The sequence below is a fragment of the Pseudomonas sp. GW823-FHT02E01 genome, assembly GCF_058797535.1.
The window spans coordinates 107,266-124,137 of the sequence record NZ_JBXAJS010000007.1; the positions used below are offsets into that span (position 1 = coordinate 107,266).

At 60.8% G+C, this 16,872-nt stretch carries 14 protein-coding genes; 6 read left to right on the plus strand and 8 right to left on the minus strand.

Annotated features, from left to right (window positions below):
- Positions 1-62: 62 nt before the first annotated feature.
- Together ispA and AC1RDQ_RS18450 are read right to left on the minus strand one after the other, a co-directional pair.
- On the minus strand, positions 63-950 hold the full coding sequence (gene ispA / locus AC1RDQ_RS18445; protein ID WP_057713134.1) for a (2E,6E)-farnesyl diphosphate synthase: 888 nt from the start codon (positions 948-950) through the stop codon (positions 63-65).
- The gene (locus tag AC1RDQ_RS18450) at positions 947-1,189 is read right to left on the minus strand and encodes an exodeoxyribonuclease VII small subunit (protein WP_007970180.1); all 243 of its coding nucleotides are present in this window, start codon (positions 1,187-1,189) and stop codon (positions 947-949) included. The genes ispA and AC1RDQ_RS18450 overlap by 4 nt, the downstream gene beginning before the upstream one ends.
- A gap of 409 nt (positions 1,190-1,598) precedes the next feature.
- Here AC1RDQ_RS18450 and AC1RDQ_RS18455 point away from each other — a divergent pair, with 409 nt between their 5' ends.
- From AC1RDQ_RS18455 to AC1RDQ_RS18480, 6 genes are read left to right on the plus strand one after another with little or no spacing between them, the layout of a single operon-like run.
- Positions 1,599-2,387 (plus strand): YfaP family protein, encoded by a 789-nt coding sequence (locus tag AC1RDQ_RS18455; protein WP_492587840.1) that lies wholly within the window; start codon positions 1,599-1,601, stop codon positions 2,385-2,387.
- Positions 2,388-2,426: 39 nt separating this feature from the next.
- A complete protein-coding gene (locus AC1RDQ_RS18460) occupies positions 2,427-4,139 on the plus strand; it encodes a DUF2138 domain-containing protein (RefSeq protein WP_492587841.1) in 1,713 nt (570 codons plus the stop codon).
- Positions 4,136-4,774 (plus strand): DUF1175 domain-containing protein, encoded by a 639-nt coding sequence (locus tag AC1RDQ_RS18465; protein ID WP_057713137.1) that lies wholly within the window; start codon positions 4,136-4,138, stop codon positions 4,772-4,774. The genes AC1RDQ_RS18460 and AC1RDQ_RS18465 overlap by 4 nt, the downstream gene beginning before the upstream one ends.
- Positions 4,771-9,330 (plus strand): alpha-2-macroglobulin family protein, encoded by a 4,560-nt coding sequence (locus AC1RDQ_RS18470; protein ID WP_492587842.1) that lies wholly within the window; start codon positions 4,771-4,773, stop codon positions 9,328-9,330. The genes AC1RDQ_RS18465 and AC1RDQ_RS18470 overlap by 4 nt, the downstream gene beginning before the upstream one ends.
- A 1-nt stretch (position 9,331) precedes the next feature.
- Positions 9,332-10,951: a DUF2300 domain-containing protein gene (locus AC1RDQ_RS18475; RefSeq protein ID WP_492587843.1), complete on the plus strand. Its 1,620-nt coding sequence runs from the start codon at positions 9,332-9,334 to the stop codon at positions 10,949-10,951.
- Positions 10,952-10,954: 3 nt separating this feature from the next.
- Positions 10,955-11,767, plus strand: coding sequence for a YfaP family protein (locus AC1RDQ_RS18480; protein ID WP_492587845.1), 813 nt, complete (start codon positions 10,955-10,957; stop codon positions 11,765-11,767).
- A 336-nt stretch (positions 11,768-12,103) separates the two neighbouring features.
- Here the strand turns inward: AC1RDQ_RS18480 and AC1RDQ_RS18485 are convergent, their stop codons facing one another.
- From AC1RDQ_RS18485 to eutC, 6 genes are all read right to left on the minus strand, one after another.
- The gene (locus AC1RDQ_RS18485) at positions 12,104-12,850 is read right to left on the minus strand and encodes a LexA family transcriptional regulator (protein ID WP_057713140.1); all 747 of its coding nucleotides are present in this window, start codon (positions 12,848-12,850) and stop codon (positions 12,104-12,106) included.
- A 229-nt stretch (positions 12,851-13,079) separates the two neighbouring features.
- Entirely contained in the window at positions 13,080-13,607 is a 528-nt protein-coding gene (gene ppa / locus AC1RDQ_RS18490) for an inorganic diphosphatase (protein ID WP_007990564.1), read from the minus strand.
- A 113-nt stretch (positions 13,608-13,720) separates the two neighbouring features.
- Complete coding sequence (locus AC1RDQ_RS18495; protein ID WP_090451613.1) at positions 13,721-14,533, minus strand: M90 family metallopeptidase; 813 nt, start codon at positions 14,531-14,533, stop codon at positions 13,721-13,723.
- A 4-nt stretch (positions 14,534-14,537) separates the two neighbouring features.
- A complete protein-coding gene (locus AC1RDQ_RS18500; protein ID WP_090451611.1) occupies positions 14,538-15,194 on the minus strand; it encodes a DedA family protein in 657 nt (218 codons plus the stop codon).
- A 270-nt stretch (positions 15,195-15,464) separates the two neighbouring features.
- Complete coding sequence (locus AC1RDQ_RS18505) at positions 15,465-15,926, minus strand: GNAT family N-acetyltransferase (protein ID WP_007990572.1); 462 nt, start codon at positions 15,924-15,926, stop codon at positions 15,465-15,467.
- 114 nt (positions 15,927-16,040) lie between these two features.
- Positions 16,041-16,865: an ethanolamine ammonia-lyase subunit EutC gene (gene eutC, locus AC1RDQ_RS18510; RefSeq protein WP_492587846.1), complete on the minus strand. Its 825-nt coding sequence runs from the start codon at positions 16,863-16,865 to the stop codon at positions 16,041-16,043.
- Between the last annotated feature and the right edge of the window lie 7 nt (positions 16,866-16,872).

Below are 16,872 nucleotides of genomic sequence, written 5' to 3' on the forward strand. Positions count from 1 at the left end.
CGGCAGTTTACCTGATGCATCGTCCCCTGCCCACGCGTTGGTCTTTTTTGGCGGATTCGCCGTCAGCTGCGGCGATCGACGATATACCGGGCCAGATCACGCAACGGCTCGGCCGCTGCGTCAAACGGTCGCAGTGCGTGCAGGGCCTGGTCGCGCAGCTCCAGGGCATAGGCCTTGGCGGCGTCGAGGCCGAGCAGGGACGGGTAGGTCGGTTTGTCCCGGGCAATGTCGGCACCCTGGCGTTTGCCGAGGGTTTCGGTATCGCTTTCGACGTCGAGAATGTCGTCTTGCACCTGGAATGCCAGACCGATGGCCTGTGCATAAGTCTGCAGGGATTTGAGTTCGTCTTTCTCGGCACGGCCGCTGGCCAGGGCGCCGAGTTTGACGCTGGCCTCGATCAGCGCGCCGGTCTTGTGCCGGTGCATGTACTCCAGGGCTTTCTGGTCGAGCTTCAGACCGACCGAGCCGAGGTCGATGGCCTGACCGCCAACCATGCCCGCCGGGCCTGCCGCCAACGCCAGGGCACTGACCATTTGCAGGCGGATTTCGGCATCCGACGCGCTCAGGCGTGGATCGAGCAGGGCGCTGAAAGCCAGGCTCTGCAAGCCGTCGCCGGCGAGGATCGCGCAGGCTTCATCGAATTTCTTGTGGGTGGTTGGCTGGCCGCGGCGCAGATCGTCATCGTCCATTGCTGGCAAATCGTCATGCACCAGCGAGTAAGCGTGGATCAATTCCACCGCACAGGCCGCACCGTTGGCTTGCTCGGCCTTACCGCCCAACGCCTCGCACGCGGCGTAGGCCAACAGTGGACGCACGCGTTTGCCGCCATTCATCACGCTGTAGCGCATGGCTTCGTACAGCCGCGCCAGCTCGGGGCTCGGTGCGGTGAACAGGGTTTCCAGCGCTGCATTGACGCGGGCCTGGCTGGTGGCCGAGTACGCTGCAATCATTCTGGCTGATCCGCGTCGAAGGGTTCCTCGGCCAACTCGCCATCACGCTCGAGCAGCACCTGAACCTTTTGCTCGGCCTGGGCCAGCGCCGCCTGGCAATCGCGAGTCAGACCGATGCCTTGCTCGAAAGCGGCCAGCGAGTCCTCCAGCGACAATTCGCCATTCTCCAGGCGCTCCACCAGCGTTTGCAGGTCGGCGAGGGATTGTTCGAAATCCAGTGCAGCTTTTTTGCGGGCCATGGCGGCGATTTCCGGTTGACGTTAAACCGGCGCGACACTAGCAGATAGGGGGGGTATGGGCAAATGAGCGGGGGATTTGGTGCTGCCCATTCCTGTAGGAGCGAGCTTGCTCGCGATGGTCGTTAACGATGACGCGTACTGTCTGATTTGACGCGGTGCCCTTGCGTTCATCGCGAGCAAGCTCGCTCCTACAGGGTGGAAGATGCTTTTCGGCTCACCGTCCACCCAGCGCTGTGATTCCTCCCGCAAATCCAGATGCGCCCGATTGTTAAAAAACACCTGCACGTCTAACCTTCGCGTCATATTCGACTCGGCAATCACGGGTCTTTCAGACGAAACGCAGTATCCACATCTGTAATGCGCTCAGGATCAGGCGCAAGGTTTCGTCATGCATGGCAGGAGGCGTCACATGCGCTCATTTCTTTTGCTGCTGATCGGGTTGGTCTGTGTGCCGGTTCTGGCCGCGCCAAGTGCCGAGGTGTCGGAGCCGGTGGGCGGCTGGCGCTTCAACGGGTTGCTGGACCGCACGGAAAACCCGCAAGTCGCCTATCCCACGCCGCCGATTGATCGGGGCGTGCAGCGCAATCGCACGATGATCGAAGGCCGGCTCAAGGCCCTCGGCACTCAGCGCGGGCCGCACACGTTGGCGGTCAACGGCAATCCGCTGAACCTCTATACCGACGAACAAGGGCGTTTCGCCCGACCCTATGCGTTTGGCGCCGGTTCCAACAGCGTCGAAGTGCGCAGCGCCGAAGGCCAGCCTCTCAAGCGTGTTCAATTCTATGAAGCCAACAACCTGCGCACCCCGGCGCGGATTCGCGTGGTGCTGGGTTGGGACGATCCGAAAGCCGAACTCGACCTGCATATTGTCACGCCTGATGGCCAGCATGCCTTCTGGGCGCATTCGGCCTTGACCAATGGCGGCGGCCTCGACCCCGACGGCGTCGATGGCCCGGGTCCGGAAATGTTCACCATGACCGCACCGCTGCGTGGCACCTATCTGGTTTACGTGAACTATTGGGGCAACTTCGGCAGCGGCGGCTATAACTTCGATGAGACCAGCAACCAGAACGAGGTGATTACCTCGCAGATCAACCTGGTGCTCAACGAAAACACCGTTGATGAAAAACGCGAGACGTTCATCGTGCCCCTGCGCGCAATCGGCGACCTGCTGCTGGTCAAGACTTTCAACTACTAAGCATCCCCGCTCCACGGATGAAATTCGGGTTTTGTGAACATGAGTGATAGCACTGTTACTCCGGCCGCTGGCGCACCCGCGGCCAAACCTCCCCTGCATTGGCCGACGCTGCTGATCGGGATATGCCTGGTCGTTGTCGTGGCCGGTGGGTTGGGGTGGTTCATGCACAAGCCCAAGGCCCCGGCCCCCGTGTTGGCCAGTGACATACTGGGCATGAGCCGCCCGGATGGCCTATTGGAAACCCACTCCCTGAGCCAGTTGCCCAAGGACTTGCTGGCGGTGCCGTTCCTCAAGGAAACCCTGACCGAAGATTTCGTCTTCTATTACGAAACCCATGCCGATCGCTTGGGCTTGATCGGCAGCTTGCGGCGGATCATCTACGAACACGACCTGAAACTGCAGGACACCTTGATCGAGCAGTTGTTCGATCAGCCTGCCGATGTAGCGTTGTGGCGCGGGGCGGATGGGCGGTTCAAGGATTTCCTGCTGGTGATGGATCGCGGCGGGCTGGCCAAGGTGCTGGAGCCGCTGGCCAAAGTGGCGCTGGGCGACTCGCAGTTGAGCAAGGTCGCTGACGTGAAGGTCGGTACCGACGATGTGGCGCTCTATCAACTCAACTACAACGCGAGCAAGGCGCTGCTGTTCGCGTCCCATGGCGACAAACTGGTGGTGTTGTCCAATCCGACGAAACTCTACGACCCGCAAAGTGGCGCAACGGAAGAATCGGGCAGCGTGTCGACCACGGCCATTGCTGCGCTGCTCAATGGCGACAAACTGTTTCCCGAAGCCTTCGGCCTGGCACCTCGTGAGCCGCAAGTGAAACAACGCCTGTCGGTGAATGCCAGCGTGCTGGCCATGGGTTACCAGCGTTTCATCCCTAACTTCGCCGGCCTGCGTTTTGACATGGACGACAAGGGCTGGCACAGCTTCCTGGCCATGGATGAACTGGAGAATCAGCCAGACTTCGATTTCAAACCGATCTGGCAAGCCATGCCCATGGGCGCCAGCGCTTGCGTGGCGTTGCCGCTGGCAGCCGAACAACAGACACCGCTGCTGGTGAAACTCGGTGCGCAGGAGAAGGTGGCCCAGGCATTGACCGAACACATGGCCGGCGCGGCAGGCCTGTGCTGGTATGCCGATTCGCGGTTGTACACGCCCTTGCTGGTGGCCAGTCTCAACGATGATGACAGCGGCAAACTCGATGGGGATCTGGGCAGCCTGTTCGACTCGATGGTCGGTGCCTACGAGAGCAAGGTCGAGGACGGCGCCTTCCCGGTGATGGAGAAACAGGCAGGCCAGAGCCACCAGTGGCAACGCCAGGTCAGCTCCAGTTTCGGTCCCTATGCGGCCAAGGAGGCCGAAAACCCCGACGCGATCACCGGCAAGACGTTCATGAAAGTCAGCCTGGCGCGGCATGGCTCGACGTTGCTTTTTTCCCTCGACGACAAGCTGGTGGACAAGGCTCTCGGCACCCTCGACAAACGCTTCCCGCCGATGGCCGACGTGGTACCGAAAGACCTGCTGATGCCGGTCTATTTCGGCCCGGACTCCATGGCGCAACTGATGCAGCAGGAAACCCTCGACAGCCTGCCCCAGGACATGGAACCGGTGTTCTATAACGCCGCGCAAACCTGGCTGATCCCGAAGCTGCGCAAGTTCGGCGGCTACGGCAAATACGCCCTGACCTTGCCCGAAGGCAGCGAGCCAGACGGCCACTGGCAGTGGCTGCCGCTGGAGTGGAAAGCCCTGTGACGGCATTGATCCGAAGTCTCGGCCTGCTGGCGTTGTTGCTGAGCGCAGGTGCCCGCGCTGTCGAGGCACCGTCGCTCGACCCACAGCAATCCCAGGTGTTTCGTGCCTGGTTCGTGCGCATTGCCCAGGAGCAACTGAGCCAGGGCCCAAGCCCGCGCTGGTATCAGCAAGACTGTGCCGGGCTGGTGCGCTTCGCCGCTAACGAAGCGCTGAAAGTCCATGACGACAAATGGCTGCGCAGCAATGGCTTGTCCAATCGTTACCTGCCGCCGGAACTGCAATTGAGCGACGCCCAGCGCGGTCTTGCCCAGCAATGGCAGCAGGGCGGCGGCAAGGTCGGGCCATACGTCAATGCGATCAAATTGATCCAGTTCAACAGCCATCTGGTCAGCCGCGATGTGTCTCAAGCGCGCCCTGGCGACCTGATGTTTTTCGACCAGGGCGACGACCAGCACCTGATGATCTGGATGGGCCGTTACATCGCTTATCACACCGGCACCAGCACACCCACCGACAACGGCATGCGTTCGGCAAGCCTGCAGCAACTCATGACATGGAAGGACACCCGATGGATACCCGACGCAGCCAACCCCAACTTCATCGGCGTCTATCGACTGAATTTTCTTTCCCAATGACCGGTGCCCGCATGCTGCGTTTTCTGTCTCTGATGTTGGTATTGGTGCTGCCGTTCTCGGCGGTAAACGCCGAAGACTCGGTCCCGGCCAGCGGCTATGCGCCAGTGGCCGGCGAGAGTTTTTTCCTGCTGGCCGACAGCGGCTTTGCCAGCGATGAACAGGCGATGGTGCGCCTTGAAGCGCCGGGTCGCGACTATCGCCGGTTTCGCATGGAGCCCTACGGCGGCGCCGACATTCGGGTGTATCGCATCGACAAGCCGCTGGACTTCCTCAAACGCCAGAAGAACCTGCATCGGGTGGTCAGCGATGGCCAGTTCAAGGGGGAGGGGCTGTCCAATACCCTCGCGTACCTGTGGGACAACTGGTATCGCAAATCCCGTCGGGTGATGCAGCGGGCGTTTTCCTACGAGTCGCGTAAACAAGTCACCGAGGAAGTGCCGGAACTGAAGATGGGCAACGCGATGGCCGCGCCAACGCCCTACGATGCGCAGCCGCAATTTGCACTGATACCGGGTTTGCCGGTGGTCAGCCAGTTCCGTTATCCGTTGTGGCAGGCCAAGCCGATCCAGCCACCTGCCGGGGTGAACCTGGCCGGTTCTTCCAGCGAGTTCGTCAGCGTCGCGCCGGGCAACGTGTACATCCCGTTGGGCAATCTCAAGCCGGGTCTTTATCTGGTGGAAGCGCTGATCGGCAAGTACCGCGCCACCACCATGGTGTTCGTCTCCAACACCGTGGCGGTGAGCAAGATCGCCGGTGACGAATTGCTGGTGTGGGCCGCGCGCAAACACGAAGGCAGCTCGGTGCCGAAGGTCAATGTGCTGTGGACCGATGGCCTGGGCGTAATGAGCAGCGGCGCCACCGATACCGATGGCTTGCTGCGCTTGAAACACGTCAGCCCCGAGCGTTCGTTCGTGATCGGCGAAGACGAAGAGGGCGGGGTGTTCGTCTCCGAGAATTTCTACTACGACAGCGAAATCTACGACACCAAACTCTATGCCTTCACCGACCGGCCGCTGTATCGACCGGGGGATTGGGTGTCGCTGAAAATCGTCGGGCGGGAGTTCAAGAATGCGCGGGACTCGGTGCAGCCAAGCGCGGCCGACGTCAATGTGACCGTGCTGGATGCGACCGGCACGGCGCTGCAATCCCTCGCTCTGAAGCTCGATTCCAAGGCTGGCACCCAGGGCCGATTCCAGTTGCCTGATAACGCTGTGGCCGGTGGCTATGAATTGCGTTTCAACTACAAGGATCAGGCTTACAGCAGCGCCTTCCGCGTGGCTGAATACATCAAGCCGCACTTCGAGATTTCGCTCAACCTGGCCAAGCAGGATTACCGCACAGGCGAACCGGTCAAGGGCAGCCTGGTGCTGCTGTACCCGGATGGAAAACCGGTGGCCAATGCGAAACTGAGCCTGAGCCTGCGCGCCCAACAGCTGTCGATGGTCGACAACGAACTGCAATACCTCGGGCAATTTCCGGTGGAACTGACCAGCACCGAATTGACCACCGACGCCAAGGGCAGCGCGTCCCTCGACTTGCCGGCAGCGGACAAGCCCAGTCGCTACATGCTCACGGTATTTGCCAGCGACGGTGCGGCGTATCGGGTCAAGACCACCAAGGAAATCCTCATCGACCGTGGCGCGGCGAATTTCCGCTTGAGCGCGCCTCAACGCTTCAGCGCGGTGGGTGACAAGGTTGCCTTCAGCTACGCCCGCGAAGGCGAGCAAGCCGATGCCGTTACGCCAGGCAGCTATGGCTGGGTGCGTTTGGAGGACCAGAGCACCGGCGAAGGCAAGCTCGCGGCAACCGACAAAGGTTTCACCCTGGCCTTTGACCGGCCGGGCACCTACAACCTGACGCTCAAGGATGATCATGGCCGGGCGGTCGGCGCCACCGGCCATTCGGTGACCGGCGAAGGTGTCAAAGCCGTACCCGGCACCGTGGAAATCGTCCTCGACAAGCCCGAGTACATCGCAGGCGATGAAGCGCTGGCGCTGATCACTTTCCCCGAGCCAGTGAGCGATGCGCTGTTATCTCTGGAACGCGACAAGGTCGAAGCCACTGCGCTGCTGTCCAAAGGCGGCGACTGGCTGACGATGGAAAAACTCAGCGATACCCAATACCGCGCGCGCATCCCGGTGAAAGACGGTTTCGCGCCGAACCTGACCTTCTCGGTGTTGTACACCAAGGGTGGCCAATACAGTTTCCAGAACGCCGGCATCAAGGTGGTAACGCCACAGATCGACGTGGCAATCGCCACCGACAAAGAAACCTACCTGCCGGGTGAAACCGTCTCGGTGGACCTGACCACCCGGTTCGCCGGCAAAGCGATCCCCGCGCACCTGACGGTCAGCGTGGTCGATGAAATGGTCTACGCCCTGCAACCGGAAGTCGCGCCGAGCATCGACCAGTTCTTCTATCACCCACGGCGCAACAACGTGCGCACCAGCGCCAGTTTGTCGTTCATCAGTTATGACGTCGCCTTGCCGGGCAGCCCCGGTGCACCGGGCAAGGCCAATCGCAGTGAGCGCGGTGTGAAGGTGCTGGAGCGGCCGCGTCGCGAAGACGTCGACACGGCTGCGTGGCAACCTGAATTGCTGACCGATACCAACGGTAAAACCCGCTTCACCTTCAAGATGCCCGACTCCCTGACCCGCTGGCGCATCACCGCCAGGGCCATCGCCGATGGCGGTCAGGTCGGGCAGAAGAAGCAGTTCGTACGCTCGGAAAAACCGCTGTACCTGAAGTGGAGCGGGCCGACCCGATTCCGCGCCGGTGACAAACCGGACCTCGGTGTGTTCGCCTTCAGTCAGACCGAGAAACCGGTCAAGGCCGAACTGGTGACCCGTTACGCCGGCAACGAACAGCGGGTGCCTGTAACTCTGAACAGTGGCATCAACTACATCCCGTTGCCGACCTTTGAACTGGTCAATGGCGAGTGGAGCGCCGAGCTGATGCAGGATGGCAAAACCGCTGATGCCCTGGCGGTGCGCCTGAGTGCGACCGGTGAAGGCTGGCAGGTGACTCAAACCCAGAGCCTTGATGTGGGTGAGGGCGATACGCCGCTGACGTTGCCGACAGACGCCAGTGATATCCGCCTGCGTCTGGACGACAGTCCGCAAGCGTTGTTCCGTTCTGCACTCGACGATCTGTTGAGCTACCCCTACGGTGGCGTCGAGCAGACCGCCAGCGGCCTGCTGCCATTGAGCATCGCCTACCCGACGCTGGCGGCGAATCCGCAGATCCGCGATCGCCTGCGTCTGATCATGCAAAACAGTCGCTTGCGTCTGGTACAAATGGCCGGCCCTTCGGCGAGCTTCACCTGGTGGGGCATGGATGGCGAGCCGGATGCATTCCTCACCGCCTACGCCTATTACGCCGACTGGCACGCCAGCCAGGTGCTGGAGCTGAGCCTGCCGCCGGAGCATTGGCAGCGGGTGCTGGAGGTCTACGCCAAACAGGCGAAGAACACGCCGCTGTTGCAGCGGGCGCTGATCCTGTCGTTCGCCAAACAGATGCAGTTGCCGGTCAACACCTTGCTCAGTGGCTTGATGGACGACCTGGCGAAAGCGGGCGAGGGCACCGCGGCGAACCTGATGGAGAACGGCGAAGACAGCCTCGTCATGAGCGATCCGGATTCAGCCTTGGGGCTGGCGGCTGCACGCGTGCTAACGGCATCGTTGGCCAGGCAAGCGAAGGTCGCTTTACCGGACGCGTTCAATCGGCAACTGGCCGACGCGCAGCAACGTCTGGCGGTCAGTTCCCAGCCGTTTGCCGAAGCGCTGAACCTGTCGCTGCAACCCTTCGATCAGGCTCACGCCAAGGCCTTGCTGCAACGTTTGCTGCCTCAGCAATCGACCCTGGAACGTGCGTTGGCATTGACCTGGCTGCAACGCAGCATCGAGCAGGCATCACCCACCATTGCATTGGCGCCGGGTGAAGGCTGGAAGAAACAGTACGGGGTTTCTGGGGAGATGTATTGGACGTGGCAGGGGCCTGCACCTGTGCCGACGGTATTGACGCTGACCGGCGCGCAAGAGCGTCCGCTGCGCGCTGCATTGAGTTACCGCAGCCAACAGCCGGCAGTCGATCCGATGGCCGTGACCATCACCCGTCGCCTGTCGCGATTGGTGCCGGGGGATGAGGCTTTCACCTTCAAACTTGAAGCGGTCGGCAACTCGCCACTGTCCAGCGACAACCTCTATCTCGATGAGGTGATCGTCACCAGCCAAGCCGCCAGACCGTTGCGTTACGGGATGCTGGAAGTGCCGCTGCCACCGGGCGCCGATGTCGAGCGCACGACCTGGGGCATCAAACTCATGGGCAAGGCCGGCACCGAGCCGACGTCCCTGGAGAAGGCGCGTTTCGAACCGGGGCAAATGGCTTACGCCATTCCGGTCGATGCCTTGAGTGGTGAATTGCGCCTGAGGCATTTGGTGCGTTTCTCGCAGAAAGGGCAGTTCAACTTGCCGCCGGTGCGTTTCACTCAGGTTTATGCGTCGCAGCATCAGGCGATGGAACAAAAGGCAGCCCTTGGCCAGGTCACGGTTCACTGACGTGCACAGGCGGCTGATTGGTTGGTTGTTGTGTTTGATCCCTGTGCTGGCAACGGCGCAGGACGAACCTTTGCGCCTGGCCTTCAAGGGCGATTTGTTGTCGCTGAGTCGAACGCAGGTGATCACCCGCGAGCCGTTGCCGCAGACGTTGCAGTCGCCATTGGGCAGTGTGTGGAAGTTGTTCGTCTACGCCTGGCTGGTGGACACCGGCGCACGTGAGCCGGCTTATGAATGCCGGGGCCAGTCGAAGGAAGAGGTTTATTGCTGCACGGCGGGCGGCAGGATCGAGCGTGATCAGGCGTTGGTGAAGTCATGCGGTCTGTATTTCGAACCCGCACGGTTGGGCATCGGCGATGCCGACTGGCGAGCCTATTGGCAGACGCGGCAGGCGCCGCCATGGTTGCTGGATCTACCTTCGTTGCAACCGGCTACCCGGGTTTCGGTGGCGGAACTGTTGAAGATGTTGGCCGCGCTGCCGGCGCAGGATCAAGCCCGGCGTGTGTTGCTCGATGTGATGCTCAATGCCGCCGATGGCCATGTCGTCGGCGAACTCGGAAGCCGTCTGCGGGTGAAGACCTGGAGCTGGCTGGCGGATCAGGATGCAACATCGCGACAGGGCGGATTTGCCGGTTGGACGGCGGACGGTACACCGGTCTGGGCCGGCGGGCGCGGTACCAGCCAACGGGTTCTTCGAGATTACGCGCAGGCACTGTCTACGGTGATTCCTGTTGCATGGCCTGTGGATGCAGGGCAGTGCGTAGAGGTCGACCTGTTCTCTCGCTATCCACTTCGGCGCGTGCTGTCAGGGGGCACCGCAGTGACTTCCGGGGCATTGCAGGGTGACTACCGCGTCGAATTCGCCAACGGTAATGCGCTGGATATCCACAGCGACGGTGAACTGTTTCTGCTGAGCGACAAGCTCGTGGCTCGTCTGGATCGCGAAGAGTACGTTGCCCGTGTGCTCCAGCGCGAAGCCAGTGCCGAACCGGTCGAGGCCGCCAAAGCCCTGGCCGTGGCCATCCGCACATACCTGCTGCAAAACGCCACGCGCAGTGGTGACTGCCTGAGCATCGACGACAGCAGCAGTCGTCAGCGGGTCGCACCGCGTCCGGCGTCGTCCGAGTCTCGCGACATCGCCGCCTGGACCAGCGACCTGGTGCTGGCCGGCAGCACCATCACCTACCATTCCGATCAACCCGGCCCGGACAAACTGTCCTGGCAGCAAGCCGTCGAACAGGCCCGTGCCGGCCAGCGCTACGACGCCATCCTGCTGCACGCCTACCCACGCGCCAGTCTCAGTCGCTGGGACAGCCCGGTCGCGTCCTGCGAAGCGTTACCTGCCGCACAAGAATGGCTGCAGAAACAACGGCGCGGCTGGCGCCAAAAACTTGAAAGCGAAACCGGCTACAACGAAGTCAGCACCTTCGCCGTATGCCGCCTGGCATTCGGCCGCCCCTATGTCGACCGCGAACGCCAGCGCATTTACGTACGCGGCGTGCTGACGCTGCAAGACCGCCTCGACCTGACCCACGAATACCTGCACCTGGCCTTCGAAGCACACCCCAATGGCCAGGATGAAACCTACATCGAAGGGCTCGCCCGCCACCTCTTGCTGGAATAGACCATGAAACTCCGTTATCCACAGGTCTTGCTGTTGCTCTGTTCGCTGGTGGCGTTGCCATCGGTGATGGCGGCTGAAAGCGTCAAACTCGACACCCCCGCAGGCGGCTGGCGCACCGGCGCGCCTGAGGGCGAAGGGGAAAACTTCCGGCAGACCGTCAACTACCCGGCCTCATCGGTGAATACCCCGACAGGGCAGGCCAACACGGCTCGCATCAGCGGGCAGATCAAAGCTACAGCCAAATCCACAGAGCCCGGCCGACTGATCGTCAACGGGGTCAGCATGCCGCTGAAAATCGACCCGGCCGGGCGCTTCGATCGCCCGTTCTCATTCCCCAACGGCAGCAACAGCGTCGAGGTTCGCAGCCCTGATGGCCAACAACGTCAGCGCACGCAATTTCTCAACAGCAGCGGCGGGGCGACCCCGGCCAAATTGCGCGTATTGCTGGCCTGGGACAGCGACGGCACCGACCTTGACCTCCACCTGATCACCCCCGACGGCGCGCACATCTGGTACGGCGACCGCGTCGTCCCCAACGGCGCAGCGCTCGACGTCGACGTCACCACCGGCTACGGCCCGGAAATCTTCGCCATGCCTGCGCCGATCAAGGGGCAATATCTGGTGTATGTGAACTACTTCGGCGGCGGTTACAGCAGTGATGAAGAGGGGCAGGAGGACGCGGTGCAAGCGCTGACCACGGCCCAGGTGACGGTGATTACCGAGGAAGGCACGCCGAGCGAGAAGATGGAGACGTTCCTGGTGCCGATGCGTGCGGTAGGGGAGTTGACGTTGGTGAAGGCGTTCAGCTATCCGTGAGGGGGAAGTGACAGCGCTGCTGAGACAAATGCAGGTTCTGGGCAGTTAACTTTTTTCAGGCATTAAAAAGCCGGCTTGTGGCCGGCTTCTCGGGGACTGGCTTGGATCATTTTTGGTAAACCGCGCCAGCCTTCAAAACGTACACCCGGATCTTGCGTCCGGCTGTGGGACCTGGTGAGAAAGTCATCTGCCAGGCCAGTGCATCTGAGCCGCAGGGCGGGTCGATGCACAAATGTGGGGCGCAGCATACGCAGGTTTGACGGAAATTCCCAGCGGGAAGTGCCGGGCAGAGCCTTTGGCCACCCGGGTGGGTGGCCGATGGGCGTTCCGGAGCGCTTAAAGAAAGGGCACCGTCGGCCGTCGTTTGTTCAGGGTCGACCACCAGAACACCCAGCCCAGCACCCTGATGTTCTGCTCTTCGATTTGTGCGGCCCTGAAGATTTCATCCGGGTATTCGGCGCGGTTGTGGCTGCGCAGTCGCAGGGAGTTGCCCGGTAGTCGGTGCAGGTACTTGATGCGCAGCATGCCGTCATGTTCGATGGCGTAGATCTCGCCATCGACAATTTGGGTCAGGCCACGGTCAATCGCCAGGGTCGAACCGTCTTCAATTTTCTCACCCATGCTATTGCCGCTCATCAGGGTGCAGATGGCGTCGGCGTGGTTGATTTCCAGGGAGTCGAGGTGGCTGCGGGGCAGGCGGATGGATTTCTCGGGATCTTCTATGACATGGGTTTTGTTGGATCCCGGGGCGGTGACAGCTTCTTTGAGGAATGGCAGTTCGACGTCGACAGGCTCTATGACCGTGTAGACACCGCGGATGGTCTGGGCATCGAAGGTGTTGCCGGACTCGTCGAGCAGGCGCAGGTGTTGGGCGTCTTTCGAGCCTTCGCCGGTTTTCAGCCAGTCGCTGCTGACGGAGAGTTTTCTGGCGACTTCTTCCATGCAATGGGCAGGCACACCGCGGGTGTACCAGTTATGTACATTTTGCGGAGCCGTATCCAGGAATTCGGCAAATCCGGTGGTCGTGATGTTCGCTGCTTCGAGGAGCGCTTTGAAGCGTGGGCCGCTAGTGTTCTTTTTCATGAACGCGAGTCTACTGGCGGCTAACAAGGGTTTGAATAAACGTCTCGTTCAAATTTTGCGGGAAATTTACGACCGGATGTAAGACGTTCCAGGGGAATTTTAAACAAGCAAAAACCATTGGAAGGCCTGTTTAAACGTAGTGTTTGGTGTGCTTGTCAGGCACCCACAAAAAACCCCGGATCTCCCGGGGGTTTTCTTGCCGCTTGCAGCTAAAAGCCTGCAGCCGGGCTTAGCCTTTGTAGGCAGCAACCGACTTGGTGATCGCTTCGCGGGCGGCGTCTGCGCCGGCCCAGCCTTCGATCTTCACCCATTTGCCTTTTTCGAGATCTTTGTAGTTCGCGAAGAAGTGCTCGATCTGCTGGATCAGCAGCGCTGGCAGGTCGGTGTATTCCTTCACGTCGACGTACAGCTGGGACAGCTTGTCGTGTGGGACTGCGATGACTTTGGCATCGCCGCCGCCGTCGTCGGTCATGTTCAGGATGCCGACCGGACGGGCGCGGATTACCGAACCTGGAGCAACCGGGTAAGGGGTTACGACCAGCACGTCGAGGGGATCACCGTCGTCAGCCAGGGTGTTCGGGATGTAACCGTAGTTGGCCGGGTAGAACATTGGGGTGGCCATGAAACGGTCAACGAACAGGCAATCGCTGTCTTTGTCGATTTCGTATTTGATCGGCGCGTGGTTGGCCGGGATCTCGATCGCGACGTAGATGTCGTTCGGCAGGTCTTTGCCAGCCGGAATCTTGCTGTAGCTCATTGGGCGTTGCCCCCGTTAGTTGACCAAAAACACTTGGCCGGATTGACCAAAAAGTGGCGGCGATTATAGGCATATTCCTGTGTCGACGCCATGGACCAGAAGTCGTATGGCGCTCACTGGTGTGCCTGATAGACAGGGTCATGCGCCTGAAGTTGCTTCAACCTCGCCAGCGGATCCTGGCGATAGAACAGCTTCAACTGCTGGTACACCTGCGGATAAGCCTCGTGCAGCAAATCCGGGGCGCTGAAGAAGTATTCGCTGGTGACGGCGAAGAACTCGGCAGGATTTTCGGCGGCATACGGATCGATGGCGGTTTCGGCATCGGGATTGCGTTCCAGTTGCCGGTCGAGGTCGTCGTAGGCCTCTTGCATTACGTTGGCCCAGTCGCTGACGCGCATGTCGGCATGCAGCGGCGGCAGGCCGTTGGCGACGCCGTTGAGCATGTCGAGCTTGTGCGCCAGTTCGTGGATCACCAGGTTGTAGCCTTCCCAGCCTCCGCTGGCCATTACGCCGGGCCAGGCGAGGATGATCGGGCCTTGCTGCCAGGCTTCACCGCTGTGCTCACCGTCCCATTCGTGCTCGACACCGCTGGCATCGCGATGGCGCTGGGGGCTGAGGAAGTCGTCTGGGTAGAGGATGATTTCGTGGAAGCCCTGATACCAGTTCAGGTCGCCGAGGTGCAGCAGCGGCAATTGCGCCTGGGCGGCGAGCAGCAGGCGTTGTTCCTGATGCAGTTCGACGCCGGGCAGGGCGCTCAGGTGCTTGTCTTCGAGGAACAGCACGCAGGCTTCGCGCAGCCATTGGTCTTCGGCGGCGCTGATGCCGTCGAGAAAACTCAGGTGATGGCGCACCCGTTGCCACATGTCGTCGGCAATCGGGTGCTTTGCCAGGGTGCGCCGGCGACGCCAGGCGCTCAGGGACCACATCGTGTCAGCGCGATTCGGCTTTGGAGTTCGAACCGGCAAGGCGGTTACGCACCATGCCAATGATCATCGGCACCAGCGAGAGCAGGATGATGCCGACTACCAGTAGCGACAGGTTCTTCTTGATGAACGGCACGTTGCCGAAGAAGTAACCGAGCGTCACCAGGCCGCCGACCCATAGGATGGTGCCCAGCACGCTGAAGGCAAAGAAACGCGGATAAGGCATTCTCCCCACGCCGGCGACGAACGGTGCAAAAGTACGGATGATCGGCAGGAAGCGCGCCAGGGTCACGGTTTTGCCGCCGTGCTTGTCGTAGAAGTCGTGGGTTTGTTGCAGGTAGTCACGACGGAAGATCTTCGAGTCCGGATTGCTGAACAGCTTTTCACCTGCCGTTCGTCCGATGATGTAGTTGGTGCTGTCGCCCAGGATCGCCGCCAGCATCAGCAGGCCGGCGAGCAGTACCGGATCCATGCCGCCACCGGCCGCCACGGCGCCAGCGATGAACAGCAGGGAGTCGCCCGGCAGGAAGGGCATGACCACAAGGCCGGTTTCACAGAAGATCACCATGAACAGAATGGCGTAGATCCATGCCCCGTAGTTGGTTACAAGCATGTCGAGGTAGACGTCGAGATGCAGGACAATGTCGATCGGGTTGAAATCCATGGAAAGCACCTGTGGTGACGGCCCGACTCAGCAGACCTGTGCGGATGACTTCGCGTAAGACTACGGATAGGGGTAGTTTTTCTTACAAGCCGGGAATATCGGGATTATACGAGGCGAGTGGTGAAAATCGCGTCGAGATTGTAGCGGGGAATGTCATGACAGGGCTGATGTTTGATAACGAACAGGCGGGAGCGAGCCTGCTCACGATGCCGTTACTTCGTTGGACCAGTGTAATCCAGTCGATGCCATCGCGAGCAGGGTGCAGGTGATTCAGAGTTCGTCGCTGATCGGCAGCACGTAGTTCTTGAATTCGGTGTCTTCCTTGAATCCGATGGACTCGTAGGTTTTCTGCGCGACTTCGTTGTTGCTGCTGGTGGAAACACGCATGCGCACGGCATTGGTTTCCTTGGCCATTTTTTTTGCGGTGCGGATCAGGTTGTCGGCCACCAACTGGCGGCGGGCGTCCTCGGCGACATAAATATCGTTGAGGATCCATACACGCTTGAGCGAAAGCGAAGAGAAGCTCGGGTACAGCTGGCAGAAACCCATCAGTTTGTTGCTGTCATCATCGGACAGCGCCAGGTAGATCACCGACTCCTTGCGACGCAGGCGTTTCTCGAGGAACGCCCGAGACGAGTCCGGATACGGCAGGGAACCATAAAACTCGCGATATTTGACGAACAAGGGGGTCAGCAGGTCCAGGTGTTCGAGGGTCGCTTGAATAATCCGCATGGTAGGTCTCGTCTTCAAGTGGCTGTCTTACGTCTCTGACGGCGATGGGAAACCCTTGGCGGCCGCGCAACGATCCTGCCTGAAACTGGTACGAATGTGCAATGCGCAAGCGGTTCAGGCATTCGGCGGTCCGAGCAGGAAATTTCCTTTCATGTCGCCTCCCGTGTCCGAGTCCAGTGTCTGAACCTGCGCTTCGTCCTTCAGATTGACCCCTGACAACTGCCGCCGGCAGGCTTCGCGCATCAAATACAGCAATCGGTGTGCCGCCATGCCGTAGCTCAGGCCTTCGAGCCGGACATTGGAGACGCAATTACGGTAGGCATCGGTAAGGCCGACCTTGGGATTGTAGGTGAAATATAATCCCAGGCTGTCCGGGGAGCTGAGACCAGGGCGCTCGCCGATGAGGATCACGGTCATTTTTGCGCCAAGCAACTCACCGATCTCATCGGCGACGGCCACCCGGCCCTGTTCTACGAGTACGACTGGCGCAACAGTCCAGCTGTCGCCGGTCATTTGCTCTTCGAAGCGCGCCAGAAACGGCAGGGTATGGCGATGAACGGCCAATGCCGACAGGCCGTCGGCGACCACGATCACCAGGTCCACGCCTCCCGGATGAGCCACCGCGTAATCACGCAGGGCCTGCGCCGAGGCATCACTGAGTTTTCGCCCCAGGTCGGGGCGTTGCAGGTACGTGTTGCGATCCGTCGCCGCACTGTGCAGCAAAAGGCACTCGCGATCATGTTCGGCCAATTGCGCGCTGAGGGAGGCATGGTCAAACGGCAAGTGCACCGCATCCCGCGCTTGAGCGTGGGCGTATTGGAAGTCCAGTTGTGCGCGGGTGGGAATGCTGGTGCCGGTGCGGCCCAGGGCAATTCGCGCCGGCGTCAGGCGTCGTAGCTCCAGCCAAGGGTTGTGTGGATCGAAGGGCAATTTATCCATGTCAATG

Excerpts from the sequence above, each read along its gene's own strand:
- ispA (WP_057713134.1), bottom strand. The coding sequence starts at position 950 with ATGATTGCAGCGTACTCGGCCACCAGCCAGGCCCGCGTCAATGCAGCG.
- AC1RDQ_RS18450 (WP_007970180.1), bottom strand. The coding sequence starts at position 1,189 with ATGGCCCGCAAAAAAGCTGCACTGGATTTCGAACAATCCCTCGCCGAC.
- AC1RDQ_RS18455 (WP_492587840.1), top strand. The coding sequence starts at position 1,599 with ATGCGCTCATTTCTTTTGCTGCTGATCGGGTTGGTCTGTGTGCCGGTT.
- AC1RDQ_RS18460 (WP_492587841.1), top strand. The coding sequence starts at position 2,427 with ATGAGTGATAGCACTGTTACTCCGGCCGCTGGCGCACCCGCGGCCAAA.
- AC1RDQ_RS18470 (WP_492587842.1), top strand. The coding sequence starts at position 4,771 with ATGACCGGTGCCCGCATGCTGCGTTTTCTGTCTCTGATGTTGGTATTG.
- AC1RDQ_RS18480 (WP_492587845.1), top strand. The coding sequence starts at position 10,955 with ATGAAACTCCGTTATCCACAGGTCTTGCTGTTGCTCTGTTCGCTGGTG.
- AC1RDQ_RS18485 (WP_057713140.1), bottom strand. The coding sequence starts at position 12,850 with ATGAAAAAGAACACTAGCGGCCCACGCTTCAAAGCGCTCCTCGAAGCA.
- ppa (WP_007990564.1), bottom strand. The coding sequence starts at position 13,607 with ATGAGCTACAGCAAGATTCCGGCTGGCAAAGACCTGCCGAACGACATC.
- AC1RDQ_RS18495 (WP_090451613.1), bottom strand. The coding sequence starts at position 14,533 with ATGTGGTCCCTGAGCGCCTGGCGTCGCCGGCGCACCCTGGCAAAGCAC.
- AC1RDQ_RS18500 (WP_090451611.1), bottom strand. The coding sequence starts at position 15,194 with ATGGATTTCAACCCGATCGACATTGTCCTGCATCTCGACGTCTACCTC.
- AC1RDQ_RS18505 (WP_007990572.1), bottom strand. The coding sequence starts at position 15,926 with ATGCGGATTATTCAAGCGACCCTCGAACACCTGGACCTGCTGACCCCC.
- eutC (WP_492587846.1), bottom strand. The coding sequence starts at position 16,865 with ATGGATAAATTGCCCTTCGATCCACACAACCCTTGGCTGGAGCTACGA.